The organism is Ekhidna sp., from assembly GCF_965212185.1.
GTDB lineage: Bacteria > Bacteroidota > Bacteroidia > Cytophagales > Cyclobacteriaceae > Ekhidna.
The window spans coordinates 3,078,146-3,092,998 of the sequence record NZ_OZ243102.1 but is presented as its reverse complement, the minus strand read 5'-3'; the positions used below and the strand labels follow the sequence as shown (position 1 = coordinate 3,092,998).

Annotated in this window: 29 protein-coding genes; all 29 read left to right on the top strand. The window is 39.0% G+C overall.

Annotation, left to right across the window (positions count from 1 at the left end; genetic code table 11):
• Window positions 1-4 precede the first annotated feature (4 nt).
• The 29 genes from ACOMC3_RS13475 to rpsM all read left to right on the top strand — a co-directional run bounded on the left by ACOMC3_RS13475 (window position 5) and on the right by rpsM (window position 14,848).
• Entirely contained in the window at window positions 5-346 is a 342-nt protein-coding gene (locus ACOMC3_RS13475; protein ID WP_420316407.1) for a DUF3467 domain-containing protein, read from the top strand.
• A gap of 120 nt (window positions 347-466) precedes the next feature.
• Window positions 467-841 (top strand): 30S ribosomal protein S12, encoded by a 375-nt coding sequence (gene rpsL / locus ACOMC3_RS13470; protein ID WP_089356794.1) that lies wholly within the window; start codon window positions 467-469, stop codon window positions 839-841.
• Between the two features lie 12 nt (window positions 842-853).
• On the top strand, window positions 854-1,321 hold the full coding sequence (rpsG, locus tag ACOMC3_RS13465; RefSeq protein WP_420316406.1) for a 30S ribosomal protein S7: 468 nt from the start codon (window positions 854-856) through the stop codon (window positions 1,319-1,321).
• 8 nt (window positions 1,322-1,329) lie between these two features.
• Window positions 1,330-3,438 (top strand): elongation factor G, encoded by a 2,109-nt coding sequence (fusA, locus tag ACOMC3_RS13460; RefSeq protein ID WP_420316405.1) that lies wholly within the window; start codon window positions 1,330-1,332, stop codon window positions 3,436-3,438.
• Window positions 3,439-3,449: 11 nt separating this feature from the next.
• Window positions 3,450-3,755, top strand: coding sequence for a 30S ribosomal protein S10 (gene rpsJ, locus ACOMC3_RS13455; RefSeq protein WP_089356797.1), 306 nt, complete (start codon window positions 3,450-3,452; stop codon window positions 3,753-3,755).
• A 172-nt stretch (window positions 3,756-3,927) separates the two neighbouring features.
• Entirely contained in the window at window positions 3,928-4,560 is a 633-nt protein-coding gene (rplC, locus tag ACOMC3_RS13450; protein WP_420316404.1) for a 50S ribosomal protein L3, read from the top strand.
• Between the two features lie 2 nt (window positions 4,561-4,562).
• Window positions 4,563-5,189 carry a 50S ribosomal protein L4 gene (gene rplD, locus ACOMC3_RS13445; protein ID WP_420316403.1) on the top strand — a complete coding sequence of 209 codons (627 nt, stop codon included), beginning with the start codon at window positions 4,563-4,565 and terminating at the stop codon, window positions 5,187-5,189.
• Between the two features lies 1 nt (window position 5,190).
• Window positions 5,191-5,478, top strand: coding sequence for a 50S ribosomal protein L23 (gene rplW, locus ACOMC3_RS13440; protein ID WP_420316402.1), 288 nt, complete (start codon window positions 5,191-5,193; stop codon window positions 5,476-5,478).
• A gap of 9 nt (window positions 5,479-5,487) precedes the next feature.
• Window positions 5,488-6,309 carry a 50S ribosomal protein L2 gene (gene rplB / locus ACOMC3_RS13435; protein ID WP_420316401.1) on the top strand — a complete coding sequence of 274 codons (822 nt, stop codon included), beginning with the start codon at window positions 5,488-5,490 and terminating at the stop codon, window positions 6,307-6,309.
• On the top strand, window positions 6,309-6,587 hold the full coding sequence (rpsS, locus tag ACOMC3_RS13430; RefSeq protein ID WP_350217600.1) for a 30S ribosomal protein S19: 279 nt from the start codon (window positions 6,309-6,311) through the stop codon (window positions 6,585-6,587). Before rplB ends, rpsS begins: the two co-directional genes overlap by 1 nt.
• An 8-nt stretch (window positions 6,588-6,595) precedes the next feature.
• Complete coding sequence (gene rplV, locus ACOMC3_RS13425) at window positions 6,596-7,066, top strand: 50S ribosomal protein L22 (protein ID WP_420316400.1); 471 nt, start codon at window positions 6,596-6,598, stop codon at window positions 7,064-7,066.
• The gene (gene rpsC, locus ACOMC3_RS13420; protein WP_420316399.1) at window positions 7,066-7,791 is read left to right on the top strand and encodes a 30S ribosomal protein S3; all 726 of its coding nucleotides are present in this window, start codon (window positions 7,066-7,068) and stop codon (window positions 7,789-7,791) included. Before rplV ends, rpsC begins: the two co-directional genes overlap by 1 nt.
• Window positions 7,792-7,804: 13 nt before the next feature.
• A complete protein-coding gene (gene rplP / locus ACOMC3_RS13415) occupies window positions 7,805-8,227 on the top strand; it encodes a 50S ribosomal protein L16 (RefSeq protein WP_348280430.1) in 423 nt (140 codons plus the stop codon).
• On the top strand, window positions 8,227-8,439 hold the full coding sequence (rpmC, locus tag ACOMC3_RS13410) for a 50S ribosomal protein L29 (protein WP_420316398.1): 213 nt from the start codon (window positions 8,227-8,229) through the stop codon (window positions 8,437-8,439). The genes rplP and rpmC overlap by 1 nt, the downstream gene beginning before the upstream one ends.
• Before the next feature lie 9 nt (window positions 8,440-8,448).
• A complete protein-coding gene (rpsQ, locus tag ACOMC3_RS13405) occupies window positions 8,449-8,703 on the top strand; it encodes a 30S ribosomal protein S17 (RefSeq protein ID WP_089356807.1) in 255 nt (84 codons plus the stop codon).
• Window positions 8,703-9,071 (top strand): 50S ribosomal protein L14, encoded by a 369-nt coding sequence (gene rplN / locus ACOMC3_RS13400; protein ID WP_089356808.1) that lies wholly within the window; start codon window positions 8,703-8,705, stop codon window positions 9,069-9,071. The genes rpsQ and rplN overlap by 1 nt, the downstream gene beginning before the upstream one ends.
• A gap of 2 nt (window positions 9,072-9,073) precedes the next feature.
• Window positions 9,074-9,406, top strand: coding sequence for a 50S ribosomal protein L24 (rplX, locus tag ACOMC3_RS13395; protein WP_420316397.1), 333 nt, complete (start codon window positions 9,074-9,076; stop codon window positions 9,404-9,406).
• The gene (gene rplE / locus ACOMC3_RS13390) at window positions 9,399-9,953 is read left to right on the top strand and encodes a 50S ribosomal protein L5 (protein ID WP_420316396.1); all 555 of its coding nucleotides are present in this window, start codon (window positions 9,399-9,401) and stop codon (window positions 9,951-9,953) included. Before rplX ends, rplE begins: the two co-directional genes overlap by 8 nt.
• A 6-nt stretch (window positions 9,954-9,959) precedes the next feature.
• Window positions 9,960-10,229: a 30S ribosomal protein S14 gene (gene rpsN / locus ACOMC3_RS13385; protein ID WP_420316395.1), complete on the top strand. Its 270-nt coding sequence runs from the start codon at window positions 9,960-9,962 to the stop codon at window positions 10,227-10,229.
• A gap of 86 nt (window positions 10,230-10,315) precedes the next feature.
• Window positions 10,316-10,714: a 30S ribosomal protein S8 gene (gene rpsH / locus ACOMC3_RS13380; protein ID WP_420316394.1), complete on the top strand. Its 399-nt coding sequence runs from the start codon at window positions 10,316-10,318 to the stop codon at window positions 10,712-10,714.
• A gap of 10 nt (window positions 10,715-10,724) precedes the next feature.
• Window positions 10,725-11,276, top strand: a complete 552-nt coding sequence (gene rplF, locus ACOMC3_RS13375) for a 50S ribosomal protein L6 (RefSeq protein ID WP_420316393.1) — start codon at window positions 10,725-10,727, stop codon at window positions 11,274-11,276.
• 6 nt (window positions 11,277-11,282) lie between these two features.
• Window positions 11,283-11,630 carry a 50S ribosomal protein L18 gene (gene rplR / locus ACOMC3_RS13370; protein WP_420316392.1) on the top strand — a complete coding sequence of 116 codons (348 nt, stop codon included), beginning with the start codon at window positions 11,283-11,285 and terminating at the stop codon, window positions 11,628-11,630.
• 13 nt (window positions 11,631-11,643) lie between these two features.
• Window positions 11,644-12,162, top strand: coding sequence for a 30S ribosomal protein S5 (gene rpsE / locus ACOMC3_RS13365; RefSeq protein WP_350221207.1), 519 nt, complete (start codon window positions 11,644-11,646; stop codon window positions 12,160-12,162).
• 4 nt (window positions 12,163-12,166) lie between these two features.
• Window positions 12,167-12,346, top strand: coding sequence for a 50S ribosomal protein L30 (gene rpmD, locus ACOMC3_RS13360; protein ID WP_420316391.1), 180 nt, complete (start codon window positions 12,167-12,169; stop codon window positions 12,344-12,346).
• 1 nt (window position 12,347) lies between these two features.
• Window positions 12,348-12,797: a 50S ribosomal protein L15 gene (gene rplO / locus ACOMC3_RS13355; RefSeq protein ID WP_420316390.1), complete on the top strand. Its 450-nt coding sequence runs from the start codon at window positions 12,348-12,350 to the stop codon at window positions 12,795-12,797.
• Complete coding sequence (gene secY, locus ACOMC3_RS13350) at window positions 12,797-14,104, top strand: preprotein translocase subunit SecY (RefSeq protein WP_370089307.1); 1,308 nt, start codon at window positions 12,797-12,799, stop codon at window positions 14,102-14,104. Before rplO ends, secY begins: the two co-directional genes overlap by 1 nt.
• Window positions 14,104-14,322: a translation initiation factor IF-1 gene (gene infA, locus ACOMC3_RS13345; protein WP_089356818.1), complete on the top strand. Its 219-nt coding sequence runs from the start codon at window positions 14,104-14,106 to the stop codon at window positions 14,320-14,322. The genes secY and infA overlap by 1 nt, the downstream gene beginning before the upstream one ends.
• Before the next feature lie 29 nt (window positions 14,323-14,351).
• The gene (gene ykgO, locus ACOMC3_RS13340) at window positions 14,352-14,468 is read left to right on the top strand and encodes a type B 50S ribosomal protein L36 (RefSeq protein ID WP_348280443.1); all 117 of its coding nucleotides are present in this window, start codon (window positions 14,352-14,354) and stop codon (window positions 14,466-14,468) included.
• 2 nt (window positions 14,469-14,470) lie between these two features.
• Window positions 14,471-14,848 (top strand): 30S ribosomal protein S13, encoded by a 378-nt coding sequence (gene rpsM, locus ACOMC3_RS13335; protein ID WP_420316389.1) that lies wholly within the window; start codon window positions 14,471-14,473, stop codon window positions 14,846-14,848.
• Window positions 14,849-14,853: the final 5 nt, after the last annotated feature.

Sequence of the window (14,853 nt, the reverse complement as noted above, 5' to 3'; positions counted from 1 at the left end):
GATTATGAGCGACGATCAGAATAAAAAAGTAGAAACAAAAAATCCAAATAATAATCAGATTAACATAGAGCTCTCGGAGGAAACTGCCGAGGGCGTCTATGCCAATCTGGCAATGATTGCTCACTCAAGTAGTGAATTTGTTATCGACTTTATCCGTCTGATGCCTGGAGTTCCGAAAGCCAAGGTGAAATCAAGAATTGTGATTACACCAGAGCATGCCAAACGTTTACTTGGAGCTCTTAAGGAGAATATTCAAAAATATGAGGACACCTTCGGTGAGATTAAGCAAGCCGATGATATGCCAAAGTTCCCAATGAACTTTGGAGGTACTGTAGGAGAGGCTTAAAGAACATCTAAACTCATATTTAAAACATTTCCATTTATTTAATCTTTTAACTTTTTGATATAATCTCAATATATCTATCTTTGCGTTCCCAAATTTTGGGACGATTAGAAATTATAGCGTATGCCAACTATACAACAATTAGTAAGGAAGGGTAGAAAAAAGCTGACTTCAAAGTCTAAATCCCCAGCATTGGATTCATGTCCACAGAGAAGAGGGGTGTGTACACGTGTGTATACAACCACTCCTAAAAAGCCAAACTCAGCAATGAGGAAAGTGGCAAGGGTAAGACTTACCAATGGAAAAGAAGTTAATGCTTACATTCCAGGAGAAGGTCACAACCTTCAAGAGCACTCAATTGTGCTTATCAGAGGAGGTAGAGTAAAAGATTTACCAGGTGTAAGATATCACATCATTAGAGGTGCATTGGATACCGCTGGTGTAAATGGACGTCTACAAAGAAGATCTAAATACGGCGCTAAGCGACCTAAAAAATAATTTGCAGGAGAAATGAGAAAAGCAAAACCAAAAAAGAGATACATCCTTCCTGATCCAATTTATCAGGATACTCTCGTTACCAAGTTTGTAAACAATCTAATGTTAGATGGTAAAAAGAGTCTCTCTTACAAAATCTTTTACGGAGCAATTAATCAAGTAGAAGAAAAAACAGGTGAAAACGGTCTTGAAACCTGGAAGTCGGCACTAAGTAACATTATGCCTTCTGTTGAGGTTAAGGCAAGAAGAGTTGGAGGCGCAAACTTCCAGGTACCTATAGAAGTTCGTCCAGAACGAAAAATATCACTCGGCATCAAATGGATGATCAAGTATGCAAGGCTAAGAGGTGAAAAAACCATGGAAGATCGTCTTGCAAATGAAATTATTGCTGCATCAAAAGGTGAAGGAGCCTCTGTGAAGAAAAAGGATGATATGCACAGAATGGCTGAAGCTAATAAAGCATTCTCACACTTCAGATTCTAAGAACCAAAATGGCAAGAGACTTAAGACTTACAAGAAATATCGGTATCGCTGCTCACATTGATGCCGGAAAAACAACAACCACTGAGCGTATACTTTATTATGCAGGTATCAACCATAAAATTGGTGAAGTACATGATGGAGGCGCTACAATGGACTGGATGGAGCAGGAGCAAGAAAGAGGTATTACAATTACGTCTGCTGCAACTACCGTATTCTGGAAGTACAAAGATGAGGATTATCACATCAATATTATTGATACTCCTGGACACGTTGATTTTACTGTTGAAGTAAACAGGTCATTACGTGTACTAGATGGATTGGTATTCTTGTTTAGTGCTGTTGATGGAGTAGAACCACAGTCAGAGACTAACTGGAGACTTGCTGATAACTACAAAGTAGCAAGAATCGGATTCGTCAACAAAATGGATCGTTCTGGAGCTGACTTCTTGAAAGTTTGCAAGCAAGTAAAAGAAATGCTTGGAACGAAAGCAGTACCTCTTCAATTGCCTATCGGAGCTGAAGATAATTTTAAAGGTGTTGTTGACCTGGTTGAGAATAAAGCCTATATCTGGAATGAAGAGGATATGGGAATGACTTTTGAAGAAATTGATATTCCTGCTGACATGCAGGAAGAAGTAGATGAGTATAGAGAACATCTTGTTGAATCAGTAGCAGAATACGATGAGAACTTGATGGAGAAATACTTCGAAGATCCTGCTAGTATTACAAGAGATGAAATCGTTGCTGCTCTAAGAGCAGCAACGATTGACTTGGCTTTTGTGCCAATGCTTTGTGGTTCAGCGTTCAAAAATAAAGGTGTTCAGACGCTATTGAATTATGTGATGGAGTTACTTCCTTCACCATTGGATAGAGATAGTATTACTGGCACAAATCCAGATACTGAAGAACCGACTACAAGAAAACCTTCAAGTGATGAGCCATTCTCTGCATTGGCATTTAAAATCGCAACAGATCCATTCGTTGGGCGTCTATGTTTTGTAAGATCATATTCAGGAACGCTTGAATCCGGTTCTTATATATATAATACAAGAACTAGCAAAAAAGAGCGTATTTCACGAATTTTTCAGATGCACGCCAATAAGCAAAATCAAATTGATAAACTTCATTGCGGTGATATTGGGGCAGTTGTAGGATTTAAAGACATTAAAACGGGAGACACTCTGTGTAACGAGAAAGCGAAAATCGTTCTTGAGTCAATGGTATTCCCTGATCCTGTTATCGGATATGCAATTGAGCCTAAAACTCAGGCGGATGTTGATAAGTTAGGTATTGCAATTGGCAAGCTAATAGAGGAGGATCCAACCTTACAAGTTGAGACTAACCATGAAACTGGTCAGACTATCTTGAAAGGTATGGGTGAACTTCACTTAGATATTATCATTGACCGATTGAAGAGAGAGTTTAAGGTTGAAATCAACCAGGGAGCTCCTCAGGTAGCATACAAAGAAGCAATTACCACTTCTATAGAACACAAAGAGGTTTATAAGAAACAGTCTGGTGGTCGAGGTAAATTTGCTGATATCGTATTTGAGATAGGTCCAAAAGACGAAGATCACGAACAAGATGGCCTGCAATTTGTCAATGAAATTGTTGGAGGAGTAATTCCAAAAGAGTTTATTCCTGCGATTCAAAAAGGCTTTGAGCAAGCAATGGTTAATGGGCCTTTAGCTGGGTATCCAGTGGATACTATGAAGGTAAGATTATACCACGGCTCATTCCACGATGTTGATTCAGATTCACTATCGTTCGAATTAGCTGCTCGTTCAGGGTTTAAGTCTGCGGCCTCAAAATGTGGTCCTGTAATACTTGAGCCAATTATGGCAGTTGAAGTTGTTACTCCGGATGAGTACACAGGAACAATTACTGGAGATTTAAATAAGCGAAGAGGTATGATGAAGGGAATGGATACAAGAGGTACTTCAGCTGTTATTAAAGCAGACGTTCCTCTATCAGAACTATTTGGATATGTGACTGACCTAAGAACAAATAGTTCAGGTCGAGCAACTGCTTCATTGACGTTCTCCCACTACGATCAGGTGCCTAAGAATATCGCTGAAGGAATTATTGCAGATGTGAAAGGCACAGCCAACGTTTAAAAGTTTAGAAGATGAACCAAAAAATTAGAATAAAACTTAAGTCTTACGACCATAACTTGGTTGACAAGTCTTCTGAGAAAATTGTTCGAGCAGTAAAGACTACTGGAGCAGTTGTAAGTGGGCCAATCCCTCTTCCGACAGTTAAAGAAAAATTTACTGTGTTGAAATCACCTCATGTGAATAAAAAAGCAAGAGAACAATTTCAGCTTTGCACCTATAAAAGACTGGTAGATATCTACAGCAATAGTGCAAAAACAGTTGATGCGCTTATGAAGCTGGAGCTTCCAAGTGGAGTAGACGTTGAGATAAAAGTATAATGCGGTTTTAAACCGTCTGAGAGAACCAATTGGTCCATATCGATTGGTTCTTTTTTTGTCTAAAAAATAACCGAACAATTTTTTTGTTCGGCATGTGGATTTGCTATCTTTGCAGTCCTTTTCACGAAAAGTTTGCCTGAGAGGGTGATTAAAAGATATAAACGAGTAGAAAATGCCTGGTTTAATAGGAAGGAAAGTAGGAATGACAAATGTCTTTGACGAGAATGGTAAAAGCATCGCTTGTACTCTTGTTGAAGCTGGTCCTTGCGTCGTGACTCAAGTTAAGAACGAAGAGACAGACGGATATAAAGCTGTGCAGTTGGCATATGGTGAGCGGAAGGAAAAAAATACACCTAAAGCGCTTCAGGGTCATTTTGCTAAGGCAAAGACTACTCCTAAGCAAAAGGTGGTTGAATTTAGAGATTTCAGAGAAGAGTTTGAAGATAAAGTTAAGCTTGGAAATGAAATTAAAATAGAAGATGTATTCAATGAGCAAGATTATGTAGATGCTATTGGTACATCTAAAGGAAAAGGTTTTCAGGGAGTTGTTAAGAGACATGGATTTGGCGGTGTAGGACAGGCAACCCACGGTCAACATAACAGGCTAAGAGCTCCAGGATCTATTGGTGCTGCATCTTTCCCTTCAAGAGTTTTTAAAGGCTTGAAGATGGGTGGCAGAACTGGTGGAGATAGAGTAAAAGTTTTAAACCTTAGAGTTTTGAAAGTATATCCTGAGAAAAATTTGGTACTTATTTCGGGTGCTATTCCAGGAGCTAAAAATTCATTCGTAATACTTGAGAAGTAATCATGAAGGTAGCTGTATTAAATATTAAAGGAGAGGAAACAGGTCGAGAAATCAACCTTGATAAGAGTGTCTTTGGCATTGAGCCAAATGAGCATGCGGTTTACCTTGATGTAAAAAATTACCTGGCTAATCAGCGACAAGGTACTGCAAAGACGAAAGATAAAGGTGAGATCACCGCTTCTACTCGTAAGATTAAGAAACAAAAAGGTACTGGTACAGCCAGAGCCGGGAGTGTTAAGTCTGGAATTATGAGAGGTGGTGGAACATTTTTTGGTCCTCAACCAAGGGATTACGGATTTAAACTGAATAAGAAAGTAAAGAAATTAGCAAGAAAATCGGTTCTTTCTTCAAGAGCTAAGGAAAAAGCTATTCAAATATTGGAGGATTTCAATTTCGAAACTCCAAAGACTAAAGAATTCATCAGCATTCTTAATAACCTTTCTGCATCTGATAAGAAATCATTGGTACTTGTATCAAGCGAAAGCAAAAACGTTTTCTTGTCTTCCAGAAATCTTAAGAAAACACATGTTTCAACTGTTGACGAAGTAAACACTTACGATTTGATTAACGCTGAGCGTCTGATCATTTGTGAAGGAACACTTGAGCAACTTAAAGCGAGATTGAACTAAGATGGGAGTTTTAATAAAACCACTAGTAACCGAAAAAGTATCCGCTCTAAATGAGCATGGTAAATACGGATTCGTTGTTGCTAAAAATGCTAACAAGGTTCAGATTAAGACTGAAGTTGAAAAGACTTACGGTGTTACTGTAGAATCTGTAAATACAATGATTCAACCTGGTAATTCGAAAAGAAGATATACCAAGTCAAGAGTCATCGAAGGAAGAACCCCAGCTTATAAGAAAGCAATTGTGCAAGTAGCTGAGGGTGATATAATCGATTTTTATAGCGGAATATAATAAACAGAGATGGCTGTAAAAAAACTTAAACCAACTACACCAGGACAGAGATATAGAATGGCTCCTGTCTTTGATGATATTACTAAGACTACTCCAGAGCGGTCGTTAGTAGCTACATCAAAAAGAAATGGTGGAAGAAATAATCAGGGTAGAATGACCGTGAGAAATGTTGGCGGTGGTCACAAGCGTAAGCTTAGACTAATCGACTTCAAAAGAGATAAACACGGAATACCTGCAACAGTAAAGGCAATTGAATACGATCCAAACAGATCTGCAAGAATTGCATTGCTTTACTACGCTGACGGTGAAAAAAGATACATTATAGCGCCAGCTGGCCTAGAGGTAGGAACGGTTGTCAATTCAGGTAAAGGAGTTGCACCTGAAGTAGGAAATACCCTTTTCCTCTCAGAAATTCCTCTGGGTACAATTATTCACAACATCGAGTTGAAGCCTGGAAAAGGTGGTGTGATGGCGCGAAGTGCAGGTACTTATGTGCAGTTGGTAGCGCGTGAAGGCAAGTATTCTACGGTGAAGCTTCCTTCAGGTGAAATGAGAATGGTACTTAATACGTGTCTTGCTACTGTGGGAACTGTATCTAATTCTGATCACATGAGTGTCAGATTGGGTAAAGCAGGTAGAAACAGATGGTTAGGTAAGCGACCAAGAGTAAGAGGTGTGGCTATGAACCCCGTCGATCACCCAATGGGTGGTGGAGAAGGTAGATCTTCTGGAGGTCATCCAAGATCTAGAAATGGTCAGTACACGAAGGGTATGAAAACCCGTCGACCAAATAAATATTCTGATAAGCAGATAGTTAAACGAAGGAAATAATGTCAAGATCATTAAAGAAAGGACCTTATATAGACTTCCGACTTGAGAAAAAAGTCGATGCTATGAATGACTCTGGTAAGAAGTCTGTGATCAAAACATGGTCAAGAAGATCAATGATATCTCCGGATTTTGTAGGACACACTTTCGCTGTTCACAACGGAAATAAATTCATCCCTGTTTTCGTAACTGAAAATATGGTAGGACATAAACTTGGCGAATTTGCACCGACTAGAAACTTTAGAGGTCACATCGCTAAGAAGGATAAAGGTAAAAGATAAGAGCACCAATGGAAGCTGAAAAGAAATTAAAGAAATCAGTACGAATCAGACTTCAGAAAGAAGCTGACAAGAAATTCCGTGAAGAGAACAAAGGAAAACTCGGTGCGGTAAAGTCTTCACTTAAAAATGTTCCTACTTCTCCTCGAAAGATGAGATTAGTGGCAGACATGATAAGAGGTGAGCGTGCCAATATTGCTCTTAACATTCTTCGATTTGATGCGCATCACGCATCAAATACGCTTGAAAAGCTTCTTCTAACGGCAATTGCAGATTGGCAAATGCAAAACGAAGACATTAGCATCGAAGAAGCTGATTTGTATGTGAAAGAAATCTATGTGGATAGTGCAAGAATGCTTAAGCGTTTAAGACCTGCCCCACAAGGACGAGCTCACAGAATCAGAAAAAGATCAAATCATGTGACTATCGTAATCGATAATCACAATCAGGATACAAACGAAACTAAAGAAAGCAACAAGTAATGGGACAAAAAGTAAACCCAGTTGGATTTAGATTAGGAGTTATTAAGGGGTGGGATTCTGCCTGGTTTGATAGCAAGTCCTATGCTGATAAGATTGTTGAAGACAACAAAATACGAAAGTACATCGCTGCTCGTATGCCTAAAGGTGGTATATCTAAAATAGTGATCGAACGAACACTTAAAAGAATTACGCTTACAGTTCACACTGCTCGTCCGGGTGTTGTAATTGGTAAGGGTGGGTCTGAAGTTGATAAGATCAAGGAAGAGTTGAAAAACCTTACTGGCAAAGATCTTCAGATTAACATATTCGAGATTAAAAGACCTGAGTTAGATGCTAAGTTGGTTGGTGAGTCTATTGCTCAACAACTTCAGGCTAGAATCTCTTTCCGTCGAGCTATGAAGCAATCAATTGCTTCTTCGATGCGAGTTGGAGCTCAGGGAATTAAAATCAAATGCTCTGGACGATTGGGTGGTGCAGAAATGGCACGGAGTGAGCAATATAAAGAGGGAAGAATTCCTCTACATACTTTGAGAGCTGATATTGATTATGCAATTACTGAAGCTCATACAATCTATGGAAAGATTGGTATCAAGGTATGGATATTCAAAGGAGAAGTTTTCGGTAAGAGAGATCTTTCGCCGAACGTAGGACAAGCAGGTGGTGGAAATAACGCACCTGGAGGAGCTTCGAATAGAAGAAGAAGAGAAAACAGAAGAAGAAAGTAAAGTTTTGTAAAGCATGTTACAGCCAAAACGAACGAAATTTAGAAAAATGCAAAAAGGCCGAGTGAAGGGTCTTGCTCAACGTGGGCATAGACTTGCATTCGGAACTTTTGGAATCAAGGCCATGGAGCCGGGATGGATTACCAGCCGTCAGATAGAGGCTGCCAGGATTGCAATGACCAGAGCTATGAAAAGAGAAGGTCAAGTGTGGATCCGAATCTTTCCAGACAAGCCTGTGACTAAGAAGCCAGCTGAAGTGAGGATGGGAAAAGGAAAAGGAGCACCTGAATATTGGGTGGCAACTGTAAAGCCTGGGACTGTTCTTTTCGAAGCTGCTGGAGTTGATATCGAATTGGCGAAGGAAGCTTTAAGATTGGCGGCTCAGAAACTTCCAATCTCTACGAAATTTACATTAGCAAAAGATTATAAGCCAGAGTAATGAAAAATTCTGAACTAAGAGGATTAAGTCTGGACGAGCTGAAAAATAAGCTTGCGGTAGAAAAAGAGAATTATGCTAAGCTCAAGTTTGCGCATAGCATTACTCCAATTGAAAATCCAATGAAAATTCGAGAAAATAGAAAATTGGTCGCAAGAATTCAGACAGAAATTAAGGCCAAGGAATTAAATCAAGTTGCTGAAGCAAGCAAATAATTTTCAGTAATGGAAAGAAATTTAAGAAAAGAAAGAATCGGACAAGTGGTGAGCAATAAAATGCAGAAAAGCATCACTGTAGCTGTTGAACGTAAAGTAAAACATCCGATCTACGGAAAGTTTGTGAGAAAAACCACTAAGCTCACAGCTCACGACGAGAAGAATGATTGCAATATCGGTGATACCGTGAAAGTAATGGAAACTCGTCCTATGAGTAAAAGCAAAAGATGGAGGTTGGTAGAAATTATTGAAAGAGCAAAATAATGGTACAGCAGGAGTCAAGATTATCGGTTGCGGACAATAGCGGCGCTAAAGAAGTGCTAGTTATCCGTGTGCTTGGTGGCACTAAGAAGCGATATGCTTCTGTTGGTGACAAAGTGATTGTGACTGTTAAGCATGCACTTTCATCAAGTAGTTTAAAAAAAGGAACTGTTTCAAGAGCAGTAGTAGTTCGTACGAAGAAAGAAGTACGAAGAAAAGATGGAAGCTATATCCGCTTTGAGGATAATGCAGCTGTTTTACTTACTGCTAACGACGAGCCGAGAGGTACAAGGATCTTTGGTCCTGTAGCAAGAGAGCTTAGAGAGAAGCAATTCATGAAGATTGTATCATTAGCACCAGAAGTACTTTAATAATGAGCAAAGTAAAATTTCATATAAGAAAAGGCGACACTGTTAAGATCACTGCCGGTAATGACAAAGGAAAGACCGGTAAAGTACTTGAAGTGGATACTGCTAAGTATAGAGCCGTTGTTGAAGGAGCAAACATGGTTACTAAACATGTAAAACCTTCTGCTACCAATCCGGAAGGCGGAATTCAGCAAACAGAAGCTGGTATTCATCTTAGCAACCTAATGGTAATTGATCCATCTTCAGGAGATGCATCACGAGTAGGTAGAAAGAAAAATGCAGATGGTAAGCTGCAGAGATATTCAAAAAAATCAGGAGAATTTATCACTAATGGCTAGTCCTAGATTAAAAGAAAAATATAGCAAGGAGATTGTCGCACACTTGAAAGAAAAGTTTGAGTACAAATCCGTAATGCAGGTACCGAAGCTTACTAAGATTGCTATCAATAAAGGTATTGGTGCTGCAGTCTCTGACAAGAAGTTGGTAGATGTAGGAGTAGAAGAGCTTACAATGATCACTGGTCAAAAAGCAGTTCCTACCATCGCAAAGAAATCAGTCTCAAACTTTAAGCTTAGAGAGGGAATGCCTATTGGAGCTAAGGTTACCTTGAGAGGTGATAAAATGTATGAATTCCTTGATCGACTGGTAACAGTAGCATTGCCACGAGTAAGAGACTTCAAAGGAATTAGAGAAAAAGGATTTGATGGAAGAGGTAACTACACATTAGGTGTGCAGGAACAAATTATCTTCCCTGAAATCAGTATCGATAAAGTAAACAAAATTACAGGTATGGACATCACGTTTGTGACAACTGCACAGACTGATGAGGAGAGTCTTGAATTATTAAGATCTCTTGGAATGCCGTTTACTTCAAAGAAGAACTAAGAAATTATGGCTAGAGAAGCAGTAAAAGCGAGAGAAAGAAAAAGAGAAAAGCTTGTAGCAAGATATGCTGAAAAAAGAGCAGCTTTAAAAGAAGCTGGTGATTATCAGGCACTAGACAAGCTTCCGAGAAACTCTTCTAAAGTGAGATTACATAACAGATGTAAGCTTACCGGTAGACCAAAGGGCTACATGAGGAGATTCGGAATCTCAAGGGTGACATTTAGAGAAATGGCATCTGAAGGAAAGATACCAGGAGTAACAAAAGCTAGTTGGTAGATTTAAGAAATTCTTCCTTTCGTTTCAAAATATAAATTATTATTTTTGCACCCCCTTTTTCAGAGGGGGATAAGTGTGTTTAAGAAATGGTAACAGACCCGATAGCAGATTATTTAACAAGGATTCGAAACGCCATAGGCGCGAATCACCGTGTAGTAGAGGTGCCTGCTTCTAATTTAAAGAAGGAGATCACTAAGGTATTGCACAGCAAGGGTTTCATCAGAAACTACAAGTTTGAGGATGATGGAAAGCAAGGAATCATCAAGATTGCCTTGAAATACAACCCGCAAACAAAGCAGTCAGCAATTACTAGCCTGGAGAGAGTAAGTTCTCCCGGTCTTAGAAAATATACTGGTGCTGAAACCCTACCAAGAGTACTAAATGGTCTTGGTATCGCAATTTTATCTACCTCTAAAGGCGTGATTTCTGATAAAGAAGCACGTCGAGAGAATGTAGGTGGAGAAGTTTTATGTTACGTCTATTAATAGAATTGAGATGTCAAGGATAGGAAAAGCACCGATTAATTTACCCGAGGGAGTTTCTGTCACTATCGATAAAAACGTAGTGAATGTGAAAGGTCCTAAAGGTGAGCTAACTCAACAGATAGATCCGGATATAACTTGTAAAGTTGAAGATGGAGTTATAACTGTAGATCGTCCAACTGAGCAAAAAAGACATAAATCCTTACACGGACTTTACAGATCATTAGTTAATAACATGATCGAAGGAGTAAGTAATGGGTTTAAAAAGGAGATGGAACTTGTAGGGGTAGGTTATAAAGCTGCTGTGCAGAACAACGTTTTGGAACTAAACCTTGGATACTCGCACAGTATTTATTTCGCTGTTCCTGAAGAAATCAAGGTTTCTGCAGAGACAGAAAAAGGAAAGAATCCAAAAGTGACTGTTGAAGGTATCGATAAACAACTAGTTGGTCAGATATCTGCAAAAATTAAGTCACTAAGAAAAGTAGAGCCATACAAAGGAAAAGGTATTCGCTTTGTGGGAGAACAAATTAGAAGAAAAGCTGGTAAAACTGCTGCTAAATAATAAGATATGGCAATTACTAAAACAGCAAGAAGAAAAAGACTTAGACTGGGTATTCGAAGCAAAATATCCGGAACAGCTGAGAGACCAAGAGTTTCTGTATTTAAAAGTAATAAAGGCATTTATGCTCAACTTATCGATGACGTTAATGGTAAAACATTGGCTTCAGCTTCTACTAAGGAGATAGGTAAGCAGAGCTTGAATGTTGAGGTAGCTAAAGAAGTGGGGAAAAAATTAGCTGAAAACGCTAAAAGTGCTGGAATTGAAACAGTAGTTTTCGATCGAGGTGGCTATCCATATCATGGCAGAGTAAAATCATTGGCAGAAGGTGCTCGTGAAGGGGGTTTAAAATTCTAAGGAAACGGAAATTATGTCACAAAGCAATATAAGATCTATAAAAGCAAGTGAAATCGACCTTCAGGAGCGAGTAGTTGCTATTAAGCGAGTAGCTAAAGTAGTGAAAGGTGGTCGTCGATTTAGCTTCTCTGCAATCGTAGTAGTAGGAGATGGAAATGGAGTAGTAGGATACGGGCTTGGAAAAGCAAATGAGGTTACTGACGCTATCACTAAAGGAATCGATGATGCTAAAAAGAACCTAGTTCGAGTACCCGTATTTAAAGGTACGGTACCACACGATGCGATTGGTAAGTTTGGAGGAGGATTAGTGCTTCTTAAGCCTGCTGCAGCTGGTACAGGCGTAATTGCAGGTGGTGCTATGCGTGCAGTATTGGAGAGTGCTGGAGTACATGATGTACTTGCAAAATCAAAAGGTTCTTCAAATCCACACAACGTGGTAAAAGCAACTTTTGATGCTTTGAATAAAATGAGAGATCCATTTGCTGTAGCACAGCAAAGAGGGGTGTCATTAGATAAAGTTTTCAATGGCTAAGGCAATGGGAAAAGTATTAATCACACAAAAGAGAAGTACGATCAAACGTCCTGAGAACCAAAAGCGAACCATGGTTGCTTTGGGTCTTGGTAAAATCAATAAGTCCGTTGAAAAGGAATTGACTCCAGCAATTAGCGGGATGATCAAAACGGTGAATCACTTAGTAGAAGTTAAAGAGCTGTAACATGAGACTTGAATCATTAAAGCCTGCTGAAGGCTCAACAAAAAACAGAAAGCGAATTGGTAGAGGTCAGGGCTCAGGAAGAGGCGGTACTTCTACGAAGGGACATAAAGGTGCTCAGTCAAGAGCTGGGTATTCTAGAAAAACAGGATTTGAAGGTGGTCAGATGCCACTTCAAAGAAGAGTTCCTAAGTTCGGTTTCAAGAACAATAACAAGGTAGTTTCTAAGCCAATCAATCTGGACGACCTTCAGAAGTTAAGTGAAGCAAAGAAACTAAAGGAAATTACTCCTGAGATCCTTAAAGAAAACGGTCTTGCTCAGAAAAATGATATTATCAAAGTTTTGGGTAGAGGCGAATTAAAAGCAGGACTTAAAGTTACAGCACACAAATTCTCAAAAACAGCACAAGAAGCTATTGAGAAAGCTGGTGGATCAATTACAGTTGTTGAATAATGAAGAAATTCATAGATACCATACGAAACATATTTTCCATCGAGGAACTAAGAACCAGAATCCTAAATACGATAGGATTTTTGGTAATTTTTAGAATTGGTTCTTTTGTGGTTTTACCAGGAGTCGATCCATCGAAACTTACCGGTCAGGCATCAGGTATTTTTGGATTATTGGATACATTCCTAGGTGGGGCATTTAGTAATGCTTCAGTGTTTGCACTTGGTATCATGCCTTATATCTCTGCTTCCATTGTGTTGCAGTTGATGACAGTGGCGGTTCCTTACTTCCAAAAACTTCAAAAAGAAGGAGATAGTGGAAGAAAGAAAATTAATCAGTTAACGAGAGTACTGACGATTGCAATTTGTATGGCACAAGGTTTTAGCTATGTGTCTGCAGCAATAGAACCAACGGCAATTCTTAGTAATACATTCTTCTTCAAGTTTACTTCAGTAATCATCCTTACTTCAGGAACGATTTTCTGTATGTGGCTTGGTGAAAAAATTACTGATAAAGGAATTGGTAATGGTATTTCAATGCTTATCATGATTGGAATCATATCAAGATTCCCGGGAAGTATAGCTGCGGAAGCAATTACTAGGGGAATGAGTGAGATGCTTCTTTTCATCCTTGAATTAGTAGCATTATTCTTTGTTGTGTTAGTAACTGTAGCCTTGGTACAAGCTGTTCGAAGAGTTCCAGTTCAATACGCAAAACAAGTTGTTGGAAACAAAGTGTATGGTGGTCAGCGTCAGTACATTCCATTGAAAGTGAATGCATCTGGTGTAATGCCGATCATATTTGCTCAATCTATTATGTTTCTTCCGGCAATGCTTGCTGGTTTATGGAGAGAGGAAAGTGATTTTGCGAACTACATTGGAACTACGTTTTCTGACTTTACATCATGGCAGTATAATTTGACATTTGCGATAATGATTATCGTATTCACATTCTTCTATACTGCTATCACAATCAATCCTAATCAGATTGCAGATGATATGAAAAGAAATGGTGGTTTCGTGCCGGGTATTAAGCCGGGTAAACAAACTGCTGATTTCCTAGACAATATTTTATCAAGAATTACTCTACCAGGTGCGATTTTCCTAGCGATTATCGCCATACTTCCAGCTTTCGCTATGATCGCAGGAGTGAATCAAGGGTTTGCTCAGTTTTATGGAGGAACATCATTATTGATTATGGTTGGAGTGATTTTAGATACCCTTCAGCAGATTGAGAGTTACCTGCTCATGAGGCATTATGAAGGTATGATGAAGTCAGGTAGAGTAAAAGGAAGAACTCAAGCAGCATAATGGCAAAACAAGCATCCATAGAACAAGACGGAACGATTGTGGAAGCATTGTCAAATGCAATGTTTAGAGTGGAACTTGAAAATGGTCATGAAGTAATAGCGCATATCTCAGGAAAGATGAGAATGCACTATATCAAGATTTTACCTGGTGATAAGGTGAAATTAGAGATGTCACCTTATGACTTAACTAAAGGAAGAATAGTTTATCGCTATAAATAACAGTCGGAGACTGATAAAATAGAAAAGAAATGAAAGTAAGAGCATCCGTAAAAAAAAGAAGCGCTGATTGCAAAGTGATCAGAAGAAAAGGGAAGCTTTATGTGATCAATAAAAAGAATCCAAAGTTTAAACAAAGACAAGGATAATTATGGCAAGAGTTGCAGGAGTAGATATTCCCGATAATAAGCGAGGCGAAATCGCCTTGACATACATATTTGGTATCGGAAAAGCATCAGCACAAAAGATTTTGACAGATGCTGGAGTTGATCCCAATAAAAAAGTTCAGGATTGGACTGATGATGAGGGAGGCAATGTAAGAACTGTAATCCGGGAGAACTTCAAAGTAGAAGGTGTTCTTAAAGGAGAAGTTCAATTGAGTATCAAGCGACTTTTAGATATTGGTTGCTATAGAGGTCTTCGTCATAGAAAAAGTCTTCCGGTTAGAGGTCAGCATACCAAGAACAATGCTAGAACTCGAAAAGGTAAGAGAAAGACGGTTGCTAATAAGAAGAAAGCTGTTAAGTAATAGAT

Bases quoted from the DNA above. Each gene is read 5' to 3' on its own strand.
- rpmD (WP_420316391.1), top strand. From the start codon at position 12,167: ATGGGAAAAGTATTAATCACACAAAAGAGAAGTACGATCAAACGTCCT.
- rpsN (WP_420316395.1), top strand. From the start codon at position 9,960: ATGGCTAGAGAAGCAGTAAAAGCGAGAGAAAGAAAAAGAGAAAAGCTT.
- rplR (WP_420316392.1), top strand. From the start codon at position 11,283: ATGGCAATTACTAAAACAGCAAGAAGAAAAAGACTTAGACTGGGTATT.
- rplW (WP_420316402.1), top strand. From the start codon at position 5,191: ATGGGAGTTTTAATAAAACCACTAGTAACCGAAAAAGTATCCGCTCTA.
- rpsC (WP_420316399.1), top strand. From the start codon at position 7,066: ATGGGACAAAAAGTAAACCCAGTTGGATTTAGATTAGGAGTTATTAAG.
- rpsG (WP_420316406.1), top strand. From the start codon at position 854: ATGAGAAAAGCAAAACCAAAAAAGAGATACATCCTTCCTGATCCAATT.
- infA (WP_089356818.1), top strand. From the start codon at position 14,104: ATGGCAAAACAAGCATCCATAGAACAAGACGGAACGATTGTGGAAGCA.
- rplN (WP_089356808.1), top strand. From the start codon at position 8,703: ATGGTACAGCAGGAGTCAAGATTATCGGTTGCGGACAATAGCGGCGCT.
- rplB (WP_420316401.1), top strand. From the start codon at position 5,488: ATGGCTGTAAAAAAACTTAAACCAACTACACCAGGACAGAGATATAGA.
- rplO (WP_420316390.1), top strand. From the start codon at position 12,348: ATGAGACTTGAATCATTAAAGCCTGCTGAAGGCTCAACAAAAAACAGA.
- rplX (WP_420316397.1), top strand. From the start codon at position 9,074: ATGAGCAAAGTAAAATTTCATATAAGAAAAGGCGACACTGTTAAGATC.
- rpsS (WP_350217600.1), top strand. From the start codon at position 6,309: ATGTCAAGATCATTAAAGAAAGGACCTTATATAGACTTCCGACTTGAG.
- ACOMC3_RS13475 (WP_420316407.1), top strand. From the start codon at position 5: ATGAGCGACGATCAGAATAAAAAAGTAGAAACAAAAAATCCAAATAAT.
- rpsH (WP_420316394.1), top strand. From the start codon at position 10,316: ATGGTAACAGACCCGATAGCAGATTATTTAACAAGGATTCGAAACGCC.
- rpsL (WP_089356794.1), top strand. From the start codon at position 467: ATGCCAACTATACAACAATTAGTAAGGAAGGGTAGAAAAAAGCTGACT.
- rplF (WP_420316393.1), top strand. From the start codon at position 10,725: ATGTCAAGGATAGGAAAAGCACCGATTAATTTACCCGAGGGAGTTTCT.
- rpsJ (WP_089356797.1), top strand. From the start codon at position 3,450: ATGAACCAAAAAATTAGAATAAAACTTAAGTCTTACGACCATAACTTG.
- rplP (WP_348280430.1), top strand. From the start codon at position 7,805: ATGTTACAGCCAAAACGAACGAAATTTAGAAAAATGCAAAAAGGCCGA.
- fusA (WP_420316405.1), top strand. From the start codon at position 1,330: ATGGCAAGAGACTTAAGACTTACAAGAAATATCGGTATCGCTGCTCAC.
- rplC (WP_420316404.1), top strand. From the start codon at position 3,928: ATGCCTGGTTTAATAGGAAGGAAAGTAGGAATGACAAATGTCTTTGAC.
- rplE (WP_420316396.1), top strand. From the start codon at position 9,399: ATGGCTAGTCCTAGATTAAAAGAAAAATATAGCAAGGAGATTGTCGCA.
- rplD (WP_420316403.1), top strand. From the start codon at position 4,563: ATGAAGGTAGCTGTATTAAATATTAAAGGAGAGGAAACAGGTCGAGAA.
- rpsM (WP_420316389.1), top strand. From the start codon at position 14,471: ATGGCAAGAGTTGCAGGAGTAGATATTCCCGATAATAAGCGAGGCGAA.
- rpsE (WP_350221207.1), top strand. From the start codon at position 11,644: ATGTCACAAAGCAATATAAGATCTATAAAAGCAAGTGAAATCGACCTT.
- rpsQ (WP_089356807.1), top strand. From the start codon at position 8,449: ATGGAAAGAAATTTAAGAAAAGAAAGAATCGGACAAGTGGTGAGCAAT.
- rplV (WP_420316400.1), top strand. From the start codon at position 6,596: ATGGAAGCTGAAAAGAAATTAAAGAAATCAGTACGAATCAGACTTCAG.
- ykgO (WP_348280443.1), top strand. From the start codon at position 14,352: ATGAAAGTAAGAGCATCCGTAAAAAAAAGAAGCGCTGATTGCAAAGTG.
- secY (WP_370089307.1), top strand. From the start codon at position 12,797: ATGAAGAAATTCATAGATACCATACGAAACATATTTTCCATCGAGGAA.
- rpmC (WP_420316398.1), top strand. From the start codon at position 8,227: ATGAAAAATTCTGAACTAAGAGGATTAAGTCTGGACGAGCTGAAAAAT.